The sequence below is a fragment of the Paenibacillus sp. FSL P4-0338 genome, from assembly GCF_038002365.1.
Taxonomy (GTDB): Bacteria; Bacillota; Bacilli; order Paenibacillales; family Paenibacillaceae; genus Paenibacillus_AQ.
Genome location: NZ_JBBOCG010000001.1, coordinates 3166986 through 3184038 on the forward strand (window position 1 = coordinate 3166986; position 17053 = coordinate 3184038).

Here is a 17053-nt window from a genome sequence, read left to right on the forward strand (position 1 = left end):
ACCCAATGAAATTGCAGCATTTTTCATTTCGAATATACAATTATCGTAGAAATCCTTCACGAAAATTGTATTTTTAAACTTAAATACCTAACTTATATATAACATAATACGTCATGTACATATCACCCATTGCCCCATATCTCACCCATTAATCAAAAAAAGCGCAAACCCGGAATCAGCTGAAGCCGGATTTACGCAGTGCTTATTCATCTTTATGGAGCTTCAATTTGCGGTAATCCCCCGGGGTCATGCCCGTAATACGTTTGAAGACCCGTCCGAAGGTAATGGAATTAGCATATCCAATCTGCAGTGCAATATCCTGTATGCTCTCTGAAGTCGTATCCAGCAGTTCCTTGGCCTTCATCAGCCGCAGCTCTGCGAGAAAGTCCACGAACTTCATATTGAATTCTTCCTTGAACAGGTAGCTGGCGTATTTCGCAGAGATCTGGAACCGTTCGCTCAGATGATTCAAGGAGAGATCCGGATTGGCATAATGCTCTTCAATATAATGCTTAACCTCGGTAATCATCACCCGGTGGCTCTTCAGCTCATTGACCGACACATAGACATGGTAGGTTTCATTCAGCCAGCCGGTCAGCAGCTCCCGGATCTCTTCAAGATCGGTGCTTCCCCGGATGCGTTCCCGCAGACCGCCGCTCCATGCTGCCGCAAGCTGACGGTCCAGCGTCTCCGCTATGCCCTTAAGCTCCTGCTCCAGTGCCTGGAGCAGCACTTCCAGCAGCATATAGATCTCTTCGTCCTTCAGACGGTCCTTGCGGAAGGAATCGAAGATTTCGTCCAGCCGGATACGCCAGTTCTCGCCCGACAGGCGGAATTCACGGACAAGCTGGGTGAAGCTCCCGAAGTATTTATAGCTCTGGAGTCCGGAATCGTCCTGCTGATTCATTTGGACTGCTGCAATATCTGTTCCCAGTGCCAACCGGTGACTCAGCACCTCAGCCGCTGCCGCGTAAGAATTCCGGATCTCCCGCCAGTCCTGGACGACCGTACCCAATCCGAAGGTCAGGGATACCCGCAGATTATCCATAATCCAGCGGTGGCAGTCTCTTGCCAGCTCCAGCATCGTATCGCTGTCATCCTTCACCGGCTGGAACCGGAGGCCAATAATAATCCCCAGCCGCTCCCCGCTGATCCATTCGGCCCAGGCCTGAAGCGGCTTATCTGCTATCAGGTCCCCCAGTACATTGGTTAAGGCAAATTTCAGCAGGTTCTGATCCTGTGCAGGCAGCGCATGCCAGTCCCTCTCCCGGTTCAGCTCGGCTGCGAATACAACGAAGGCTGCGAACTCCCTGGTGCCCTCAAAAGGGTCCAGCGACTCCAGCCGTTCTGCCGCATCCTCCAGCCGCTGCCCGCTAAGGAAATCCTGGAACAGCTCCCGGCGCTGAATGACCAAATTCTCATAGCGTTCCCGCTCATAGTCGGTGGTGATCTGCACCAGCCGGTCCAGCGCATTATGCATCAGGGCCATTTCATCGGAAGCTACGTCAGGAGCGGCATCCTTGGCCGCAGGCTGAAGTCCTTGAATCCGCACCATTAGCTGATGGATGGGCCGGTAATTCCGCCGGGTGATGTAGATGATATACACTACGCCCAGCGCAATCGTCAGCAGCCCGAGAATGAACCAGACGTAGGAGATCACCGAGATCCAGTCGAATAAGCGCCCGGCCCGCAGCCCGCTCTCGAAGGTCCAGCCCAGATCCTTCGCCTCGACCTTCGAGAGCGTTCTGTTATTCTCGCCGTCTGCGGCGGGAGCAGAATCATAGATTGGCGTCCCCGAGACATCCTTGATCCGCAGGAAGGACAGTTCTCCACTCGTCAAGCTGTCCACCAGACGCTGTAAGCGATACACACTGACATTAATAACAATATAGCCGTCGGAGCCCCATGGAATCGGCAGCCTGCTGGCCAGGCTGATTACCGGCCGCAAGTCCTTAGAGTTCCTGGGCTGAACCATCCGTACAGCGCTCCACCCCTGCTGCTCCTTATTCACGGAGAGCTGCTGCAAATATTCCGCCTCCAGCCCCTGGCCCTGCCCAGGATTCACGTATCCGCTCTGGCCCAGCATCAGCTTGTCCTTGTTACGGTAGACATAGATCGAATCAATCAGGCTGAAGCGTTCAGATAGACGGTTCATACTCTGCACAATTTCATACGAGCTGCCAGCGGGCGAATCCGTGCCGGAGGGCGCATCCAGAAAGTCATTATAGGAATAGTTGTTTCCGATCTCCTGCAGCACCCCCAGCTCTATATCATTCAAGGTCCGCTCCACCGTATCCGCCACATAGCTGGTGGATATGTAGTTGGCCTTCTCCGTCTCGCTGCGGGACAGCTCCGTAATGACCATGAAGGCCAGGAAGATTAGAACAGTGACTACAAGCAGGAAGACAGGGAAGTATGAGAATAGCATCCGACTATACCAACTGCGCTTCATAGAGCTTCCCCCTTCTTCTTATTCAGACTGCTGCTTCTTACGTGAAATAGAGCTTACCTTGTACAGCAGCAATGCACCTAACGCGGCGCTGACCGTACAGGAGAAATACATCAGCCCCGGGCCGCCGGTCTCCAGCAGATACCCGTTCAGCAGGTTACCGGCAATGCCGCCAAGACCGACAAACACCATATTGAACAGGCTTTGCCCTGTGGCTTGCAGCTCTTTGCCCGTAATAGAGGCCACATATTCCACAGCTGCAATGTAAAAGAAACCAAACGACATGCCGTGCAGCGTCTGGACACCTATCATAACACCGGGAACAGGAATGAGCCATTGGATCGCCCAGCGGAGCATGTAGACAACGGATGCCAGCATCAATGTTTTCTCATAACCGTACTTCTTCAGGACTCTTGCGGCCACGAGCATTGCCGGAACGCTGGTAATGGAAGCAATCATCAGGGCGATGCCTGACCATGCGAAGCTCCCGCCCGCCATCTGGAAGGTCAGGACAAAGAAGGAGTTGAAGGCCGTAAGCGTCTGGTTCACCAGAAAACAGCCGGCGAGAAACAGCAGAAAGACCCGGTTGCCCAGCAGCTGCCTGATTCCGCTGGTGAAGGTTACATGCTGCGTCCGCCGCTCCACATTCACCGGGATGGTAATCACGAGCAGAAGGGCAAGCAGGTTGAAGATCAGGAAGGGAATCCATAGCTCTGTAACTCCCATCCAGTTCAGATACAGTCCGCCGAAGTACCCTCCCAGCGCCGTGCCGATACTGCCGAACAGCCGGATGGTGCCGAACGAGGTGCCTGCGGCTGAAGCTGCATTCACTGCATAAGAGTCGGCAATCGGCGTCTGGGTGCTCTGAAAAATCGTATACAAGCTGTATACAAGCACAATAACGACAAGCCATTTTACATTGTAGAGATAGACTATGGTGCCGGGAACAATCAGGGTAAGCATCAGTACCAGTCTTGTTCGTTGATAGCGGTCCACCAAAATTCCCCATAACGGCTGAAACAGAATCGCCAGCAAGGTGCCGAAGGCCATCATCACTCCAATTCTCTGGCTCGTCATGCCCTGATGAACCAGAAGGGAGGTGACATACGGGTTGAAGCTGCCCCCGGCCAGACCTGTGAACAGATACAGCCCGCGCATCTTCAGCAGGACCTCGCTCTCCTTGCTGCCTACAGAGAATCTCATTATACTTGTTCCGCGTCTCATTTTCATACCCTCAATTCTGCCCGGTTCCTGCGTTCAGCCTGCTTCGGGCCGCGGCCGCAGCACCTATCGCTCCCGCCTGATTACCGAGCACCGCCTGCCGGATCAATAACGATTGCTCAGGTGTATACCGGCTGACCCGTGCTGCAACCTCCTGCACATAGCCCGGGTTCTTCTCCACGACACCGCCGCCCAGAATCACCAGCTCCAGATCCAGCGTAATCGCAATATTCTTGACCGCCGCCGCCATCTGTTCATACGCATGATCCAGCAGCGCCAGCGCTGTCTCATCCTGCTGCTGCGCCGCTGCAAATACATGCTCCGCCCGGACTGTATCGCCCTGTGCCAGCTCCCGGATCAATGAACTGCTGTTATTCCCGTGCAGCCTAGCAGCCGCCTTCGCCCCGATTCCCGTGCCGGATACCTCCATCTCAAAAGGACCGAACTCACTGTACTCCGGATCAGCAGCAGCATGAACCGCCCCCGGCTCAACGATGAGATAGCCAATCTCACCCGCAGCGAAGCTGGCTCCCCGGTAGAGCTGCCCGTTCAGGAACAAGGCGCTGCCCACCCCCGTGCCGACCGTGATCATAATGAAATGCTCAGACCCCGCAGCAGATCCCGCTGCATACTCGCCCATAGCTGCCATATTCACATCATTGTCCAGCACCACCAGTCCGGGATAATAAGCGGCAATTACCTGACGGATATCCAGGGCTCCAGGCCAATTGAGCGCCGGTGCGCTGGTCAGTGTGCCGGTGCGCTCATTCATGACTCCCGGGAACCCGATGCCTACTCCCTTCAGAGAAGTGAGCGTAGTGCCGTTACGCTTGCAGAGCTGCTCCAGTTCGGCGAATAACCAGCGGAAGAACACCTCCGGCTCCCGGCTCAGCTGCGTCTCTACTTTGTACTGTTCAAGCACCGTTCCTTCTTCATCTGTTAGGCATAGTAGTGTTTTGGTTCCGCCCACATCAATTCCTGCAGTTAACATATTCATCTAGGATTCCCCCGTCATTCTATTTAATATAAGCTTATGCTCCTTATGCCCGCATCTCACGAAAAGCCAATTGGACCGCGGTCTGGACCGCTCCATGAACTACATCCTTGTCCCCGTGGCTGGAAGCAGCCAGCCGGGGCTTCCGGTGAAGTCCGCCCAGCCGGGATTCCAGCCTCTCCAGCAGGATCTCACCATGGCTGCCCAGTTCGCCTCCAAGGACCACAGTCGTTGGAGCCATCACTGTACAAATACTGCCCACTGCCTCTGCAAGCAGATTGCAGTAAGTTTCGATAATAGCCAGTGCAAGAGGCTCACCTCTGCGCACATCATCCCATATCTGCTCCGCTAATTCTCCAGGTATGGACAGCAGATACGCCGTATCACTTGCACCTGTGTGTTCTTTTGCCATCCGGTTAGCCAGTTGCCTTAATCCGTCTGCAGATAGTACATTCTCCAGCCTGCCTGCGCTCAGCATCAGATTGGCAAGTTCGCCTGCACCGCCGCCAAGCCCCCGGTAGATCTCCCCGTGGATAATGAGACCGCCCCCGGTTCCTTCGCCGATGGAGAAGTACAGCAGAGAGCCGCTTACCTCCATCCCCGAAGAGGTATACTCCGCCAGAGCCGCGAGGTTGACATCATTCTCCGTCACGACAGGCACGGGGAACAGCTGGGCCAGATTAGTCCTTGCGAGCACCCCTTCACACCCGCGCAGCGGGGCAACCAGGTCAGATACGCTGCCATCTGCCGGGTCCACTACGCCTGGAATCCCGAAGGCTGCGGCCCGCAGCTTCTCCCGGGAAATCCCGGAATCCGCAAGCATTCCCTCTATGCTCTGCACCAGAAAGTCTTGGCACACCGCCTCTGTCAGTCCGCTCTCCGGCATAGACAGCTGCTTGTAATAGCAGATCTCTCCGCTCATATCCGCAAGTGCTATCCGCAGGCTGCTTCCCCCCACCTCTGCCCCTAAGGTAAAGAAGCATTTCGGGTTGAATTCCACTAGAGTCGCTTTGCGGCCCTGGGTGTTCTCCGCTCTGCCGGTCTCTCTGACCAGTCCGCGTTCTATAAGATGAGCAATGGCCGAGGATACGGTAGGCTTGCTTAAGCCCGTATACCGGCTAAGATCCGCTCTGGATTGCGGTCCGCCGCTGATGATCCGGTCCAGAATCAGAAATTCATTCAGATTGCGCATGACCTTGGGGGTCCCGGCCGTTTGAATTTTCACGATTCATACTCCGTTCTATATATAGTTAATTAAGTTTACTAACTTAATATAAAGTCTAATATACAGTCTTTCGGGCGATTTATCCAGACCCTAATAAAACAGTAGTCCACAGATCAGCTCTGCGGATTCTTGGAATATTCGATTTTGCGACGAGCTTGGGGGGAGGAACTGATGTGTACGAGCCTGATGGCACGGACTGAGAATCCGCTATTTTGCCGAAATTGTTACTTATTCGCTTGTTCGCGGACAGAGATTCCGCAATCCGCCCTAGAAGTCACCCAAACAGCCTGTTTGAGCAGCATAGCGGATTGTCAGTCCGCCAAAGGTTCATTTGGCCCTGAAAATCCACAATAGTGGAATCTCAGTCCGCAGCCACTTTGAAAACTTGGCCATAGCAGTTTAGCCGATGCCCTTGACCACACACTTTCTATTACCTATGCACACTTGACCATCCGCAGCATTCGCTCGGCCCTTTTCCCGGTCAGGTCTGCCCCTCCCTCCCCAGCAGCAAGAACCCACAGATCAGCTCTGCGGATTCTTGGAATATACGATTTTGCGACGAGCTTGGGGGGAGGAACTGATGTGTACGAGCCTCATGTTGGGGACTGAGATTCCGCTATATTGCCGAAATTGCTACTTATTCGCTTGTTCGAGGACAGAGATTCCGCAATCCGCCCTAGAAGTCACCCAAACAGCCTGTTTGAGCAGCAATAGCGGATTGTCAGTCCGCCAAAAGTCACTATGGCGCTGTAAATCCACAATAGCGGAATCTCAGTCCGCCCCCCACCACTAATCGCAAAAGTCCGCAGATCCTCCTGCGGACCGGGAATGCGTGCCAGGCTAATTCAGCATTTTCTCCATATGCAGCACTTTGTGGAAGCCGGCCTGCGAGGAGAATAACCGGGTATTCTGCACCTTGAAGGTCCGGAAGCCCACCCGCTCATACAGCTTCTTCGCCAGCGGATTGGTATCGACAACCTCCAGTAGCACCTTACTGCGGTCCGCCTCCCGAGACCACGCGAAGACGGCCTCCAGCAGCCGGGTTCCGACGCCCAGCCCTCTGGCCTGCTCGGACACTACAAGCGGATCGATATGCACTGCATTAGAGGGGGTATTGCCATGGAGCAGGCGGAAGATGCCATAGGCTGCATAGCGCCAAGCGCCACCGAGCAGCCCGAAGGTCTGTCTGAGCGAACGGTAATTCAGTGTCATGAAGAAGCCAACGCCTATCTCCAGACCAGCAAAGCCTACGACCCTTCCCTCATACACCGCATACAGGGCCTTGTCATAATGCAGACAGCGGCTCAGAACATCCACAATATCCTGCTCTTTACGGGAGAAGATCCATATTCCGCTGAATTTCAAGGTAAAAGCCTGATAGTATAGCCTGGCGACCTCACGTTTCTGTTCTTCATCCAAGCGGTCTACGATCTCTACTTGCAGTGTTGACATACACATTCCTCCTTATTATTCCACTACAGATTCTATTCATCTTGGAGAACGAGCCCTCTTCACGGTTACCTGCCGTCCCCATGCCCTGTTCTGCCGAAGCCTTGGAGGACTGTATGAACCAGCAGCTTCGGAGCGTCATTCTTCGCCAGATTCCCCTTCTGGATCTCCTGCCAGGCAACGAACAACAGATTATACATGACCGTTATGATCCAGTGGGCGGTCATTCCGGCATTCAGCAGACCGCGTGCCTGCCAGCCCTCCACCGCTTCCCGCAGCGGCTGCTTGATCCGTGCTTCCTCGGCTACAATATGCGGATTCTCGTCCACGGAGGCGGCGCTGCTGAGAAAAGACACCTTGCCGCCCAATGGAATCAGCACCTCGAACACTTCCGTCAGGAATGGAAGCATATCGTGCTCCTCTGCGGTAACGCCCCCAAGCGCTTCTTCCACCAGCCCGATCGCATTCAGCGCCAGCGCATCCAGCAGCAGCTCCCTGGTGGAAAAGTAGCGGTGCAGCGTCGCAATTCCAACCCCTGCGTGATCCGCGATCTCCTGCAGCGTAGCCGTCTGCTTGAGCGCCAACAGCTCCGTAGACGCATCCAGAATAGCCTTTCGTTTGGTATCTTTGACACTGATTTTCATGAATATGGCCTGCCTCTGCTTTAGAATGAGTAATAGGTTTGTTAACTTAATGATATTAAAGTGATTAAAATGATAAATTAATCTATCATTTTAGTTTATTTTATACCGGGATGTTGGCGGTGTCAAATTGTTCAATGCGCGTTGGCTGAAGGAGTAACTATTGGTTCATTACAAAAAAACAAACAAGCTACCGGCACACATAACTGGTAACTTGCTTGTTTCTTCTTACTTACCATGCAAAATTGTTGCACGGAATACCTCAACACTAGCTCCCCGAAATTTACCATTTTAGCGAAACACTGAAATTAGATTTTCACTTGAGTATTAGTGTTTCTTCAGCAAGAATTTCGTTGTTTGATTCATAGGTACACTCATACATCCCGGAAGGCCAATCAGATACATTCAAGGTTATTAACTGCCCCGAGACTCCAACCTTATTTTCAAATTTCTGCTCAATAACTATATTTCCATCCGACTGACGTTTTACTTTAAAAGTAGCATCAAAATCATTTTTTATAGAATCTGGGAAGGAAATTTGCGCTTTAAGACCTTCCCGTTTGGTAAATGCAGATGCTGAATCAACAAAGGCAAGATTTGAATCATTAATATTGTAGCCAAATGTTATTTCAAAGTTTTCTTGTGGATTATCTGGTTTGAACAAACTATACATTACAATAAAGATTATTATAAAAAAGATAATAACTGTACTATAAAAAACAATTATTGTCTTTCTCATAATTATAAACCGCCTCCAGATTAATTAAAATTTATTTAATCGTTCATCATTACCTAAGAACATGAAACTTGAGCAATTGTAACCTTTATTAAGATAGTTATGGACGAATACCGCGTTTGGTTTAGCTTGCCAGTTACACCAACCATTCGCTGCAGAAGGATTCTCAACAGAATTCATAGCTTCCTTTACACAGAACACCCCTTGTTCATAGGCGCTATACAAGACTTTATTTGATTGAAAGAGCGCACCTCCTGAAACTGCTAGGGCACAGTCTGAATTGTTGTACGGAAAGTTGGCTCCTTGATCATAATCTGATTTATTGCAACTAACATGCCCTTGATTAGTTAATAGTAACATTTTCCCTTTCCCTTTACCTAAAATTTGCCCGACATGATAACCATTCCAACTATCCGGGTCAGACATAGGAGTCACAAATGAATCGGTTTGTGGCTGAAAAAGAACGTCGTTTATAGAAATAGATTTCTCTTGTGGATTTTCCATTTTCTCTTTTGCTCTTTCAACAATTTCATTAATGTCTAAATTTACTTCTACGGGAAGCTGGTTAGTACCTTTTTCAATATTGATTTCGCTATCATATACTAAAGTATCGTAACTATACACCTGCAAATCATGGGCACCAGGTGTCACTTCATGAAACATAAACTCTTTATCCACAACTTCAACGGATTGATTATCAAGTAATACGGTTGCTTCCGGGAGTTCTGTATTAATAGATGCAACACCATCATCAATACTAATTGTTGATTGAGCAACGAGGTCCTCAAGATTCAAGTTTAGTTTCTCAAAATGACTTCTAACTTGATCGAGCGTCATTCCAGTGTAAGAATATTTAGTTTCTAACACACCATGAACCATAGAAGAAGTATCACTCACTTCAGATGATTGATTTTGCATAGAAGCATGTTCATGCATTTCCATTCCAGAATGATCATGAACTTCCACCTTATCCGCATAAACGGGAAAGGACCATGCTAATGTAAGACAAGAAATAGCGGCTGTTTTAAAAACCTTTCTTCCAATCATACTATTAACCTCCACATTATGTTATTTTATCTATTAATGTACCTATAGTTTACATGCATAAATATGAATTAAATCACTAAATTTCAATTTAATAGCTATGAATGGAATAAAATAAAATTGTCTTATGTTAACTGGAATTACTCTTTTCATTGCCGCAAAAAGAAGGGAAGACGGCAACTTCCCGTCTCCCCTTATCTTCGTACAATCTATTCTTGTGAGCTTCACCTCAGCTCAGCCCGCCTTATTTTACTCCACCCCACACTCCATCCGCAGCACATGGAACGACTTCGGCTCCAGTGTATAAACCATCCGGCTTGCGGTCTCAAGCGGCACACTGGCAGGTGCGATGTTGCGCGGAGTCTCAATCGAGTTCACTTCCGTCTCCTCGCCCTGCATCACATAGGCCACCCCGCGTCCGTTCAAGCCCAGCGCCGTCTCCAGCTCCACCCGAACGGTACGGTCCTGCGTGTTCACCAGCTTCACATACAGAACCTGCTGCTCCTCATCAAAAGAAACAGTGTAAGGAATCTCCTCCTGGTCATGCTCCGTCTGCAGCACCTTCGTTCCCATCAGTGTACTATACAGTTGCTGCACATAGTAGCTTGGCGTGCCATAGCTGTTCTCGCCATCGAACCAGATCATGTCCGGCGACCACTGGGCGTAGCCAAGTCTGGCGAACAACGGCGCATAAGAGGCCAGCACGACGATATCGGCATTGCGCTCAAGGCCCGTCAGGAATGCGGCTTCTGCCAGCGCAGCGCCCCAGCTGTTGAAGTGCGGCATATTCATCCCGTTGCCATAATGGCCTGCATACTCCCCGGCGAATACCTTGATATTACGTGGATACTCATCATAGAAATGCACGTTCTCGCACAACCATTCCGGCTTCACATAGTAATGCTCATCGATAGCGTAGACGAAATTCGGATTACCCTCAGCCCGCTTCCGGTAATATTCCCACGCCCGGGTGTAGTTATCTGAGCTGACATCCGGCCCGGCAGAACCGATCAGCTGCACAGACGGGTACGCTGCATGAATCGCCTGCTCGAACAGATCGTATCGGGTGAAAAAGTCCGCATGCTCCGTCTCCCACTGTTCATTGCCGATCCCGATCATCTCCAGCCCGAACGGCTCAGGGTGGCCCATCTCACTCCGCAGGCGGCCCCAAGGTGAATCCACCGGTCCGTTGGCGAATTCCAGCAAATCGAGCGCATCCTGAATATACTCCTGGAAATCATCATCATGTACGCCCACATGCTCAGTAGACTGGAACTGGCAGGCCAGCCCGACATTCAGCACCGGAATCGGCCGCGCCCCCAGGTATTCACACAGCAGAAAATACTCATAGAACCCAATCCCCAGGCTCTGATTATAGTGGCTGTACTCGCTCGTGTACTGATTCTCTTCATTATTCCCGTGCAGCGCCCAGCGGCTGCTGTTATTCTTGCGCTGCTCGGCGGCTCCTACACTCCGCTTCCACTGGTAGCGGTTCTCCAGGTTATAACCCTCAACAATACAACCTCCGGGGAACCGCAGGAAGCCTGGTTTCATCTCCTCCAGCAGCCCGACCAGATCCCGGCGGAACAGAGCCAGCACCGCATCGGAGGGAATCATGGAGATGAAGTCGAAGCAGACCGTGCCCGGCGCATCCAGCCGGATGACGAAATCCCCATACGATACAGGCTCAATGCTGCTAAGCTGCGCTGTATAGCGTGTCCACTCTTCCCCTACCGCTGTCGCGATGACAGCCTGCGCCATAACTGTGCTATTCTTCTCAACCGAAACTTCAATGCCCCCTGCATACCCCTCCGCTCTGGCATAGAAGGATACCTCATACGTAAGTCCCGGCTTCAGAGACACGCCATCATAGGCCTTATTGGTAAAAGCGTTCTGCGTCTCCCCGGCGGTAAACGCCAGGTAATGGGGATTCACCTCATTCTGCGGATGCTCCGCCCCAATCTGAAGCATGGCTCCGCTGGCCTCTGCGGGATAAGCTGTCCAGCCATAAAGACCGTCATGGCTCTCGCTGTAGCTCCCCCTGTCGCCCTGTGCCTTCATGAACTCAAAGGAACGGTTCTCAATCATCTCGGCATGCAGCCCGCCGTCCAGACCATAGTTGATATCCTCGAAGAAGAGCCCTATCATTCCCTTGGAGATCGATACTCCGGGTTTATCTGTAATTTGTATTTTCATTTATAAGACCTCGCTTCATAAAGAGTATTAAGCCGCTCACAAATAAGAAATAACCTCAGACGTAATGCTGCTCTCGTAACGGTCGGAGATGCCGAAATCCATCTTTTTATACGTCCATGCGGCCCGGCCGATCTTGTATTGCTCGAACACTCCATGCACATCCTTGTACCAGTTCACTACGCTCTGTGACGGGGCCTGTTCAATAACGCCATATTCCCCGCAGTACAAATACACATTCCGCTCGGCAGCGACATCAATCGCGTTCTGAATCAGACTGGTCATGTACGCCGGCCCCATCTCGTGGATACCTTCTGCATGCAGCCCGGAGCCAAAAGCGCCAATAGCCGCCGAAGTACTGCGGTAGTTCGCAAGGTCACCCGGATACTCCATACTGCTCTTAGGCATCTGTTCCACCCAAGCCGCACGCTGGTGTGTGAACAGGAACGGCTCGTAGAAGTGGAAGGTGTACACGATATTCTCGTCATACGGCTGATCTAGCAGCACGAGGGTGTGCACGCTGTTCCACTGAATGCCGCCGATAACGATTTTGGTCTCCGGGGCGTGCTTGCGGATCTCGGCAATTGTCCGGTGAGCCAGCGCATTCCAGCGGCTGCTGTCCTTCTCCACAATCTCATTCAACAATTCAAAAGCCACAGTATCCTTATAACTGGCATACCGGCTGGCAATCGCCTTCCACAGATCCAGGAACCGCTCCTGGAGCGCAGGATCATCGAACAGGGAATTCTCGGCCACGCTGTTGAAGGAGAAGCCCGGTGTTTTATGCAGATCAATAATGAGATTCAGCCCATGGGCAGCACACCAGCGGATGCAATTGTCGATATGCTTGAACCCGGCGTAAGTCTCAGCATTCCCCGTATCCTCTATCACTTCATAATCCACCGGCAGCCGGACATGGTCCAGACCCCAGGAGGCAATCGTCTCGATATCCTTCTCTGTAATGAAGCTCTCATAATGGGCATGCTGATACGGACACTGGGACAGCCAGCCTCCGAGATTCACCCCTCTGGTATAACCAATCCATTCTTTCATCACAATCATCCTCTCCGGCCTCAGCCTTCATTGTAAGCTCTTACTGCTACCTGTCTTAAGCATAGATAAACCCGGGCCGCAGAACAATTACACATCGTGCGTAAGTACTAACTTATTGTGCAATCCTCATTTACAAAAGGCACCCTTAGCTTCTACAATAGACCTATCTGCTGCGCAGGAGGTTCATATGAACATACACAATATCGGCTACAATCACAGCCATGACGCGGATTTTATTATCAACAGGCCCCAAGGGTCAGGAGACTATATGCTGCTGCTGCTGAAGACCCCAGCCATCTTCACTTTGGAGGGAGAGAGCCGGGTGACAGGTCCAGATTCCTTCATTCTGTACAGTGAACATACGCCCCAGTTCTACCGGGCTTACGGGTCACAGTTCACCAATGACTGGTTCCATTTCCGGCTGGACAAGCCGGGGGATGAAGCGCTACTGGACCGGCTGGCGATCCCCAGGGATGAAGTGATCCCGATTGGCGACCTGAACGAGCTGTCGATTATCATTAACAATTTGTGCTATGAGGCTTATTCCGAGAACCCGCATAAGGACGAGACCATTGAATTATATCTGCAATTATTCTTCATTAAGCTCAGCAACCGGATTCATTCAACCCAGAAGGAAGTCGGCAACACGCATTACAACAAGATGTCCATTATCCGCACCAAAATCTACAACCAGCCCTTCCTGAACTGGACGATAGATGGACTGTCCCACGAGCTGACCATGAGCCGGTCCTGCTTCCAGCACTTGTACAAGGACTTCTTCGGCGTAAGCCCGATGGCCGACGTCATTACCAGCCGGATCGAACATGCGAAATACCTGCTCACCACCACAGACACCTCCGTCAAAAAAATCGCCGAAATGAGCGGCTACGCCAGCGAGATTCACTTCATGCGCCAGTTCAAGCAGCAGACGGGGCAGACGCCCACCCAGTACAGGGAGCACAAAATAAAGCCAGACCGCTTGTAAGCAATCTGGCTTTATTTTTAGTGATATTTAAATCTTATACAAAGTAACTTCATAGTCTGCAAAAACCTTCCCGATCATCTCCTCTACCACACTCCACTCCCCATTTGCCAGCCCACAGCCAATATTGTACGGGAGCGCCACAGACAGCCCCTTGGCCTGTGCTTCTGTCTTCAGTGTAGTTAACGCTTGCTCCAGCGCAGCATAATCCGTATACCGGGTTTTGCTCCTTCCATAGTTCAGCTGACCGAACAGATTCGCCGTGTACTTCGCGCCCGTCTGCACCAGCTGGCAGTGTCCGAGCAACCCGTCAGGTGTGTACTGGTCACAATACTTTTTATACTCAGGATATAAATTCGGATAACGGTCCCGCAGGATCTTCGCAATTCCCGAACCCATCACCCCCTGGCAATTCACCTGGTGCCCCAGAATATCTTCACTAGCTTCTAGTAGATCGCCGTTTACGAGTTGGATGGCCATGGTTTTCTCCTTGTTTGTTGTGACTTTAGATAGCTTAGTAGAGCTTTTATGTAGGATTATATCATTATCAGCTTGGAAATTGAGAAAAAGACGACACCATTCGGAGAAACCGAATAGCGTCGTCATGCCCTCCATAATGCAATTGCTATCTATAAAGAGCTTATTTCAAACTCTGCCGGCGATAGTCCTGGAGTGACCGCAGTGACCTTAATCGTTCCGGAGACTGCTCCGGTCCTGATATACGCCAGCAGCTTGCCGTGATGGGTACTTCGGGTATGGGAACGGTAAGGCTCCAGATCCTGCACATTTCCATTCTCCAATCCCAGTAATTTACCCGCGCCCTCTACGGTCACTGTGACAGGAACCTCAGCGCTATATACCCCAATGCCCGCCGAATCCACAATTTCCAGCTCCACATGGACGATATCCCGCAGGTTGGCCCGCAACTGCAGGGTATCGGCTGTCAGCCTTAGCTGCTCCGGCGCTGCTGCCGTATGCAACTCCCGCTTGACCGTTCTGCCCTGTTGGTCTTTCCCCGTTAAAAGCAGCGTTCCCGGTTCAAAGTTCACCTCCCAGCTCAGCAGCAGCTCCCCGCTCTCATCCGGATGTCCTCGCCCCAGCAGCTTGCCGTTAAGGTACAGTTCCGCAGCCGCCAGATTGGTATAGCCGTCTACGATCAACCGCTCGCCCGGCTCCCAGTTCCAGCTTGGCTCGCCACCTGACCGTCCACCAGTGTCAGATATTCCCGGTTCATCTGCCCTGCGGACTGCGAGATAAGCCATCGGCGTATCGCTCCACAGACTCTGACGGTAGTAATAGCTTGGTTTCGGGAAGCCGGCAAGGTCCATGAACCCTGCCTGCGAAGCCCGTATCGGCCAGCCATGCGCTTCTCCCAGATAATCGATTCCAGTCCATATAAACTGTGCGCAAATATCGGTGTTATCGCGGACCGCCAGCCACTCCTGCAGTCCCGGAGAATTCTCGCTGCCATAGAGCACACGGTCCGGGTAAGAGCTCCTATCCTTTTGGTATAAAGACTCTCTGTAGTTATAGCCGACCACGTCGAGCGTATCGGAATAACCGATAAGATTGGCTAGTTCCGGATAAGCAAGCGCAGCCGTTACTGGCCTTGTCTTGTCACATGCCTTCACAGCCTCCACCAATTTACCGGCTATGACAGCAAGACGTTCAGCATTCGGCTTGTTCGGATCATATACACGTTCTTCAGCAGGCTTGTTGGCATCATTGTTGCCGGTCATCGTCTGGAAGTAGGGGTGACAGTACGGATCATTAGGATAGTCTACCTCATTGCCAATACTCCACATAATAATAGAAGGATGGTTTCGGTCACGCTGCACCATCTCCTGAATATCCGTAATGCCCCAGTCCGGGAAATCCTCATAATAGCCGAAGTGCTTTGGAGGATATACATTATGTCCGGTAGACCACTTGTTTTTGACGCCCTCCCATTCATCAAAAGCTTCGTCCATCACCATAAATCCCATTTGATCGCATAAATCCAGGAGAACCGGAGCCGGCGGATTATGGCTCATGCGGATTGCATTGCAGCCCATTTCCTTAAGGTAGCGCAGCCGCCGGACCCAGACATCGCCAGGAACGGCAGCGCCGAGGCAACCGGCGTCATGATGCACACAGACTCCCTTGATCTTAAGAGCCTCTCCATTCAGCTTGAACCCTTCTGCCGGATCGAACTGAATGCTCCGGAGGCCAACGGGAGTGCGGACCTCATCAACCGTTGCACCCTTCCAGATAACTTCTGTAAGAAGCGTATACATGTTGGGGGCTTCCGGCGACCAGAGCTTCGGTTCCTTCACTTGAATGACCTGTTGACTGAATTCCGTACCGCCCGCCGCCGCGAGCAGATTGGCCGAGGTACCCGATTCGACACCCTCCTCATCCACAAGAGTATGACGTACACAGATCTCTGCCGGTTCCCCTGTTTCGTTCATAATCCGGGTCTCGACCTGCAGCTCCGCCCATTCCCGGCCAATTTCAGCTGTCGATGCAAAAACACCGTACTCTGCAACATGAATGTCATGCGTAAATGTCAGATATACATCACGGTAGATCCCTGAACCGGTGTACCAGCGGGTGTCTGCTGTCTCCGCATGGTTCACCTTTACCGCAATGGTATTCACGGCTCCGCCATACACCAGCAGATCCGTGATTTCATAAGTGAACGTGCTATAACCATAAGGCCGTTTGCCCAAATAATAGCTGTTAACCCAGACCTGTGAATGGTTGTAGACGCCCTCAAAGGTAAGGTACGCACGCTTGCCCTCCAGCCGGTCCGGCAACACAATATGCTTGCGGTACCAGCCGGTTCCGCCGGGCAGATATCCGCTGCCGCTGGAATAATCTCTGGAAAAATCAGCCTCGATGGCCCAGTCATGCGGAAGTGTGACTTCACGCCAATCTTTGTCGTCATATCCCTTGTACCATGCCTCAGGTACATCCCCGCGATTGAAACACCACTCCGCATTAAGCCATATCTTGCTTCTGGACTCGTTCATGCGCTTCTCCTTTATCCGGTCTTAAGAATAGGTTATTAGATAAATTGAACTA

At 51.5% G+C, this 17053-nt stretch carries 13 protein-coding genes; 1 reads left to right on the forward strand and 12 read right to left on the reverse strand.

From position 1 onward, the window contains the following. Positions 1 to 202: 202 nt before the first annotated feature. The 10 genes from MKZ07_RS13910 to MKZ07_RS13955 form a co-directional block, all read right to left on the reverse strand. Entirely contained in the window at positions 203 to 2452 is a 2250-nt protein-coding gene (locus tag MKZ07_RS13910) for a helix-turn-helix domain-containing protein (protein ID WP_036699388.1), read from the reverse strand. An 18-nt stretch (positions 2453 to 2470) separates the two neighbouring features. Next, positions 2471 to 3673 (reverse strand): MFS transporter, encoded by a 1203-nt coding sequence (locus tag MKZ07_RS13915; protein ID WP_036699386.1) that lies wholly within the window; start codon positions 3671 to 3673, stop codon positions 2471 to 2473. A gap of 10 nt (positions 3674 to 3683) precedes the next feature. Further along, positions 3684 to 4667: an ROK family protein gene (locus MKZ07_RS13920; protein ID WP_051493943.1), complete on the reverse strand. Its 984-nt coding sequence runs from the start codon at positions 4665 to 4667 to the stop codon at positions 3684 to 3686. A 43-nt stretch (positions 4668 to 4710) separates the two neighbouring features. Continuing rightward, positions 4711 to 5889 (reverse strand): ROK family transcriptional regulator, encoded by a 1179-nt coding sequence (locus MKZ07_RS13925; RefSeq protein WP_036699384.1) that lies wholly within the window; start codon positions 5887 to 5889, stop codon positions 4711 to 4713. A gap of 840 nt (positions 5890 to 6729) precedes the next feature. Further along, the gene (locus MKZ07_RS13930) at positions 6730 to 7341 is read right to left on the reverse strand and encodes a GNAT family N-acetyltransferase (protein ID WP_036699383.1); all 612 of its coding nucleotides are present in this window, start codon (positions 7339 to 7341) and stop codon (positions 6730 to 6732) included. A gap of 65 nt (positions 7342 to 7406) precedes the next feature. Next, positions 7407 to 7982, reverse strand: a complete 576-nt coding sequence (locus MKZ07_RS13935) for a TetR/AcrR family transcriptional regulator (RefSeq protein WP_036699382.1) — start codon at positions 7980 to 7982, stop codon at positions 7407 to 7409. Between the two features lie 313 nt (positions 7983 to 8295). Continuing rightward, a complete protein-coding gene (locus MKZ07_RS13940) occupies positions 8296 to 8718 on the reverse strand; it encodes a hypothetical protein (RefSeq protein ID WP_036699381.1) in 423 nt (140 codons plus the stop codon). Between the two features lie 24 nt (positions 8719 to 8742). Next, the gene (locus tag MKZ07_RS13945; protein ID WP_036699380.1) at positions 8743 to 9762 is read right to left on the reverse strand and encodes a hypothetical protein; all 1020 of its coding nucleotides are present in this window, start codon (positions 9760 to 9762) and stop codon (positions 8743 to 8745) included. A 246-nt stretch (positions 9763 to 10008) separates the two neighbouring features. Further along, the gene (locus MKZ07_RS13950; protein ID WP_036699378.1) at positions 10009 to 11955 is read right to left on the reverse strand and encodes an alpha-L-arabinofuranosidase C-terminal domain-containing protein; all 1947 of its coding nucleotides are present in this window, start codon (positions 11953 to 11955) and stop codon (positions 10009 to 10011) included. A gap of 36 nt (positions 11956 to 11991) precedes the next feature. Continuing rightward, a complete protein-coding gene (locus MKZ07_RS13955) occupies positions 11992 to 13005 on the reverse strand; it encodes a glycoside hydrolase family 5 protein (protein ID WP_036699376.1) in 1014 nt (337 codons plus the stop codon). Positions 13006 to 13192: 187 nt separating this feature from the next. Between MKZ07_RS13955 and MKZ07_RS13960 the strand changes: the two genes are divergently transcribed. Further along, positions 13193 to 13990, forward strand: coding sequence for a helix-turn-helix transcriptional regulator (locus MKZ07_RS13960; protein WP_036699375.1), 798 nt, complete (start codon positions 13193 to 13195; stop codon positions 13988 to 13990). A 27-nt stretch (positions 13991 to 14017) separates the two neighbouring features. Here the strand turns inward: MKZ07_RS13960 and MKZ07_RS13965 are convergent, their stop codons facing one another. Beyond that, positions 14018 to 14467: a macro domain-containing protein gene (locus MKZ07_RS13965; protein WP_036699373.1), complete on the reverse strand. Its 450-nt coding sequence runs from the start codon at positions 14465 to 14467 to the stop codon at positions 14018 to 14020. A 149-nt stretch (positions 14468 to 14616) separates the two neighbouring features. Then, entirely contained in the window at positions 14617 to 17001 is a 2385-nt protein-coding gene (locus tag MKZ07_RS13970; protein ID WP_036699371.1) for a glycoside hydrolase family 2 TIM barrel-domain containing protein, read from the reverse strand. Positions 17002 to 17053: the final 52 nt, after the last annotated feature.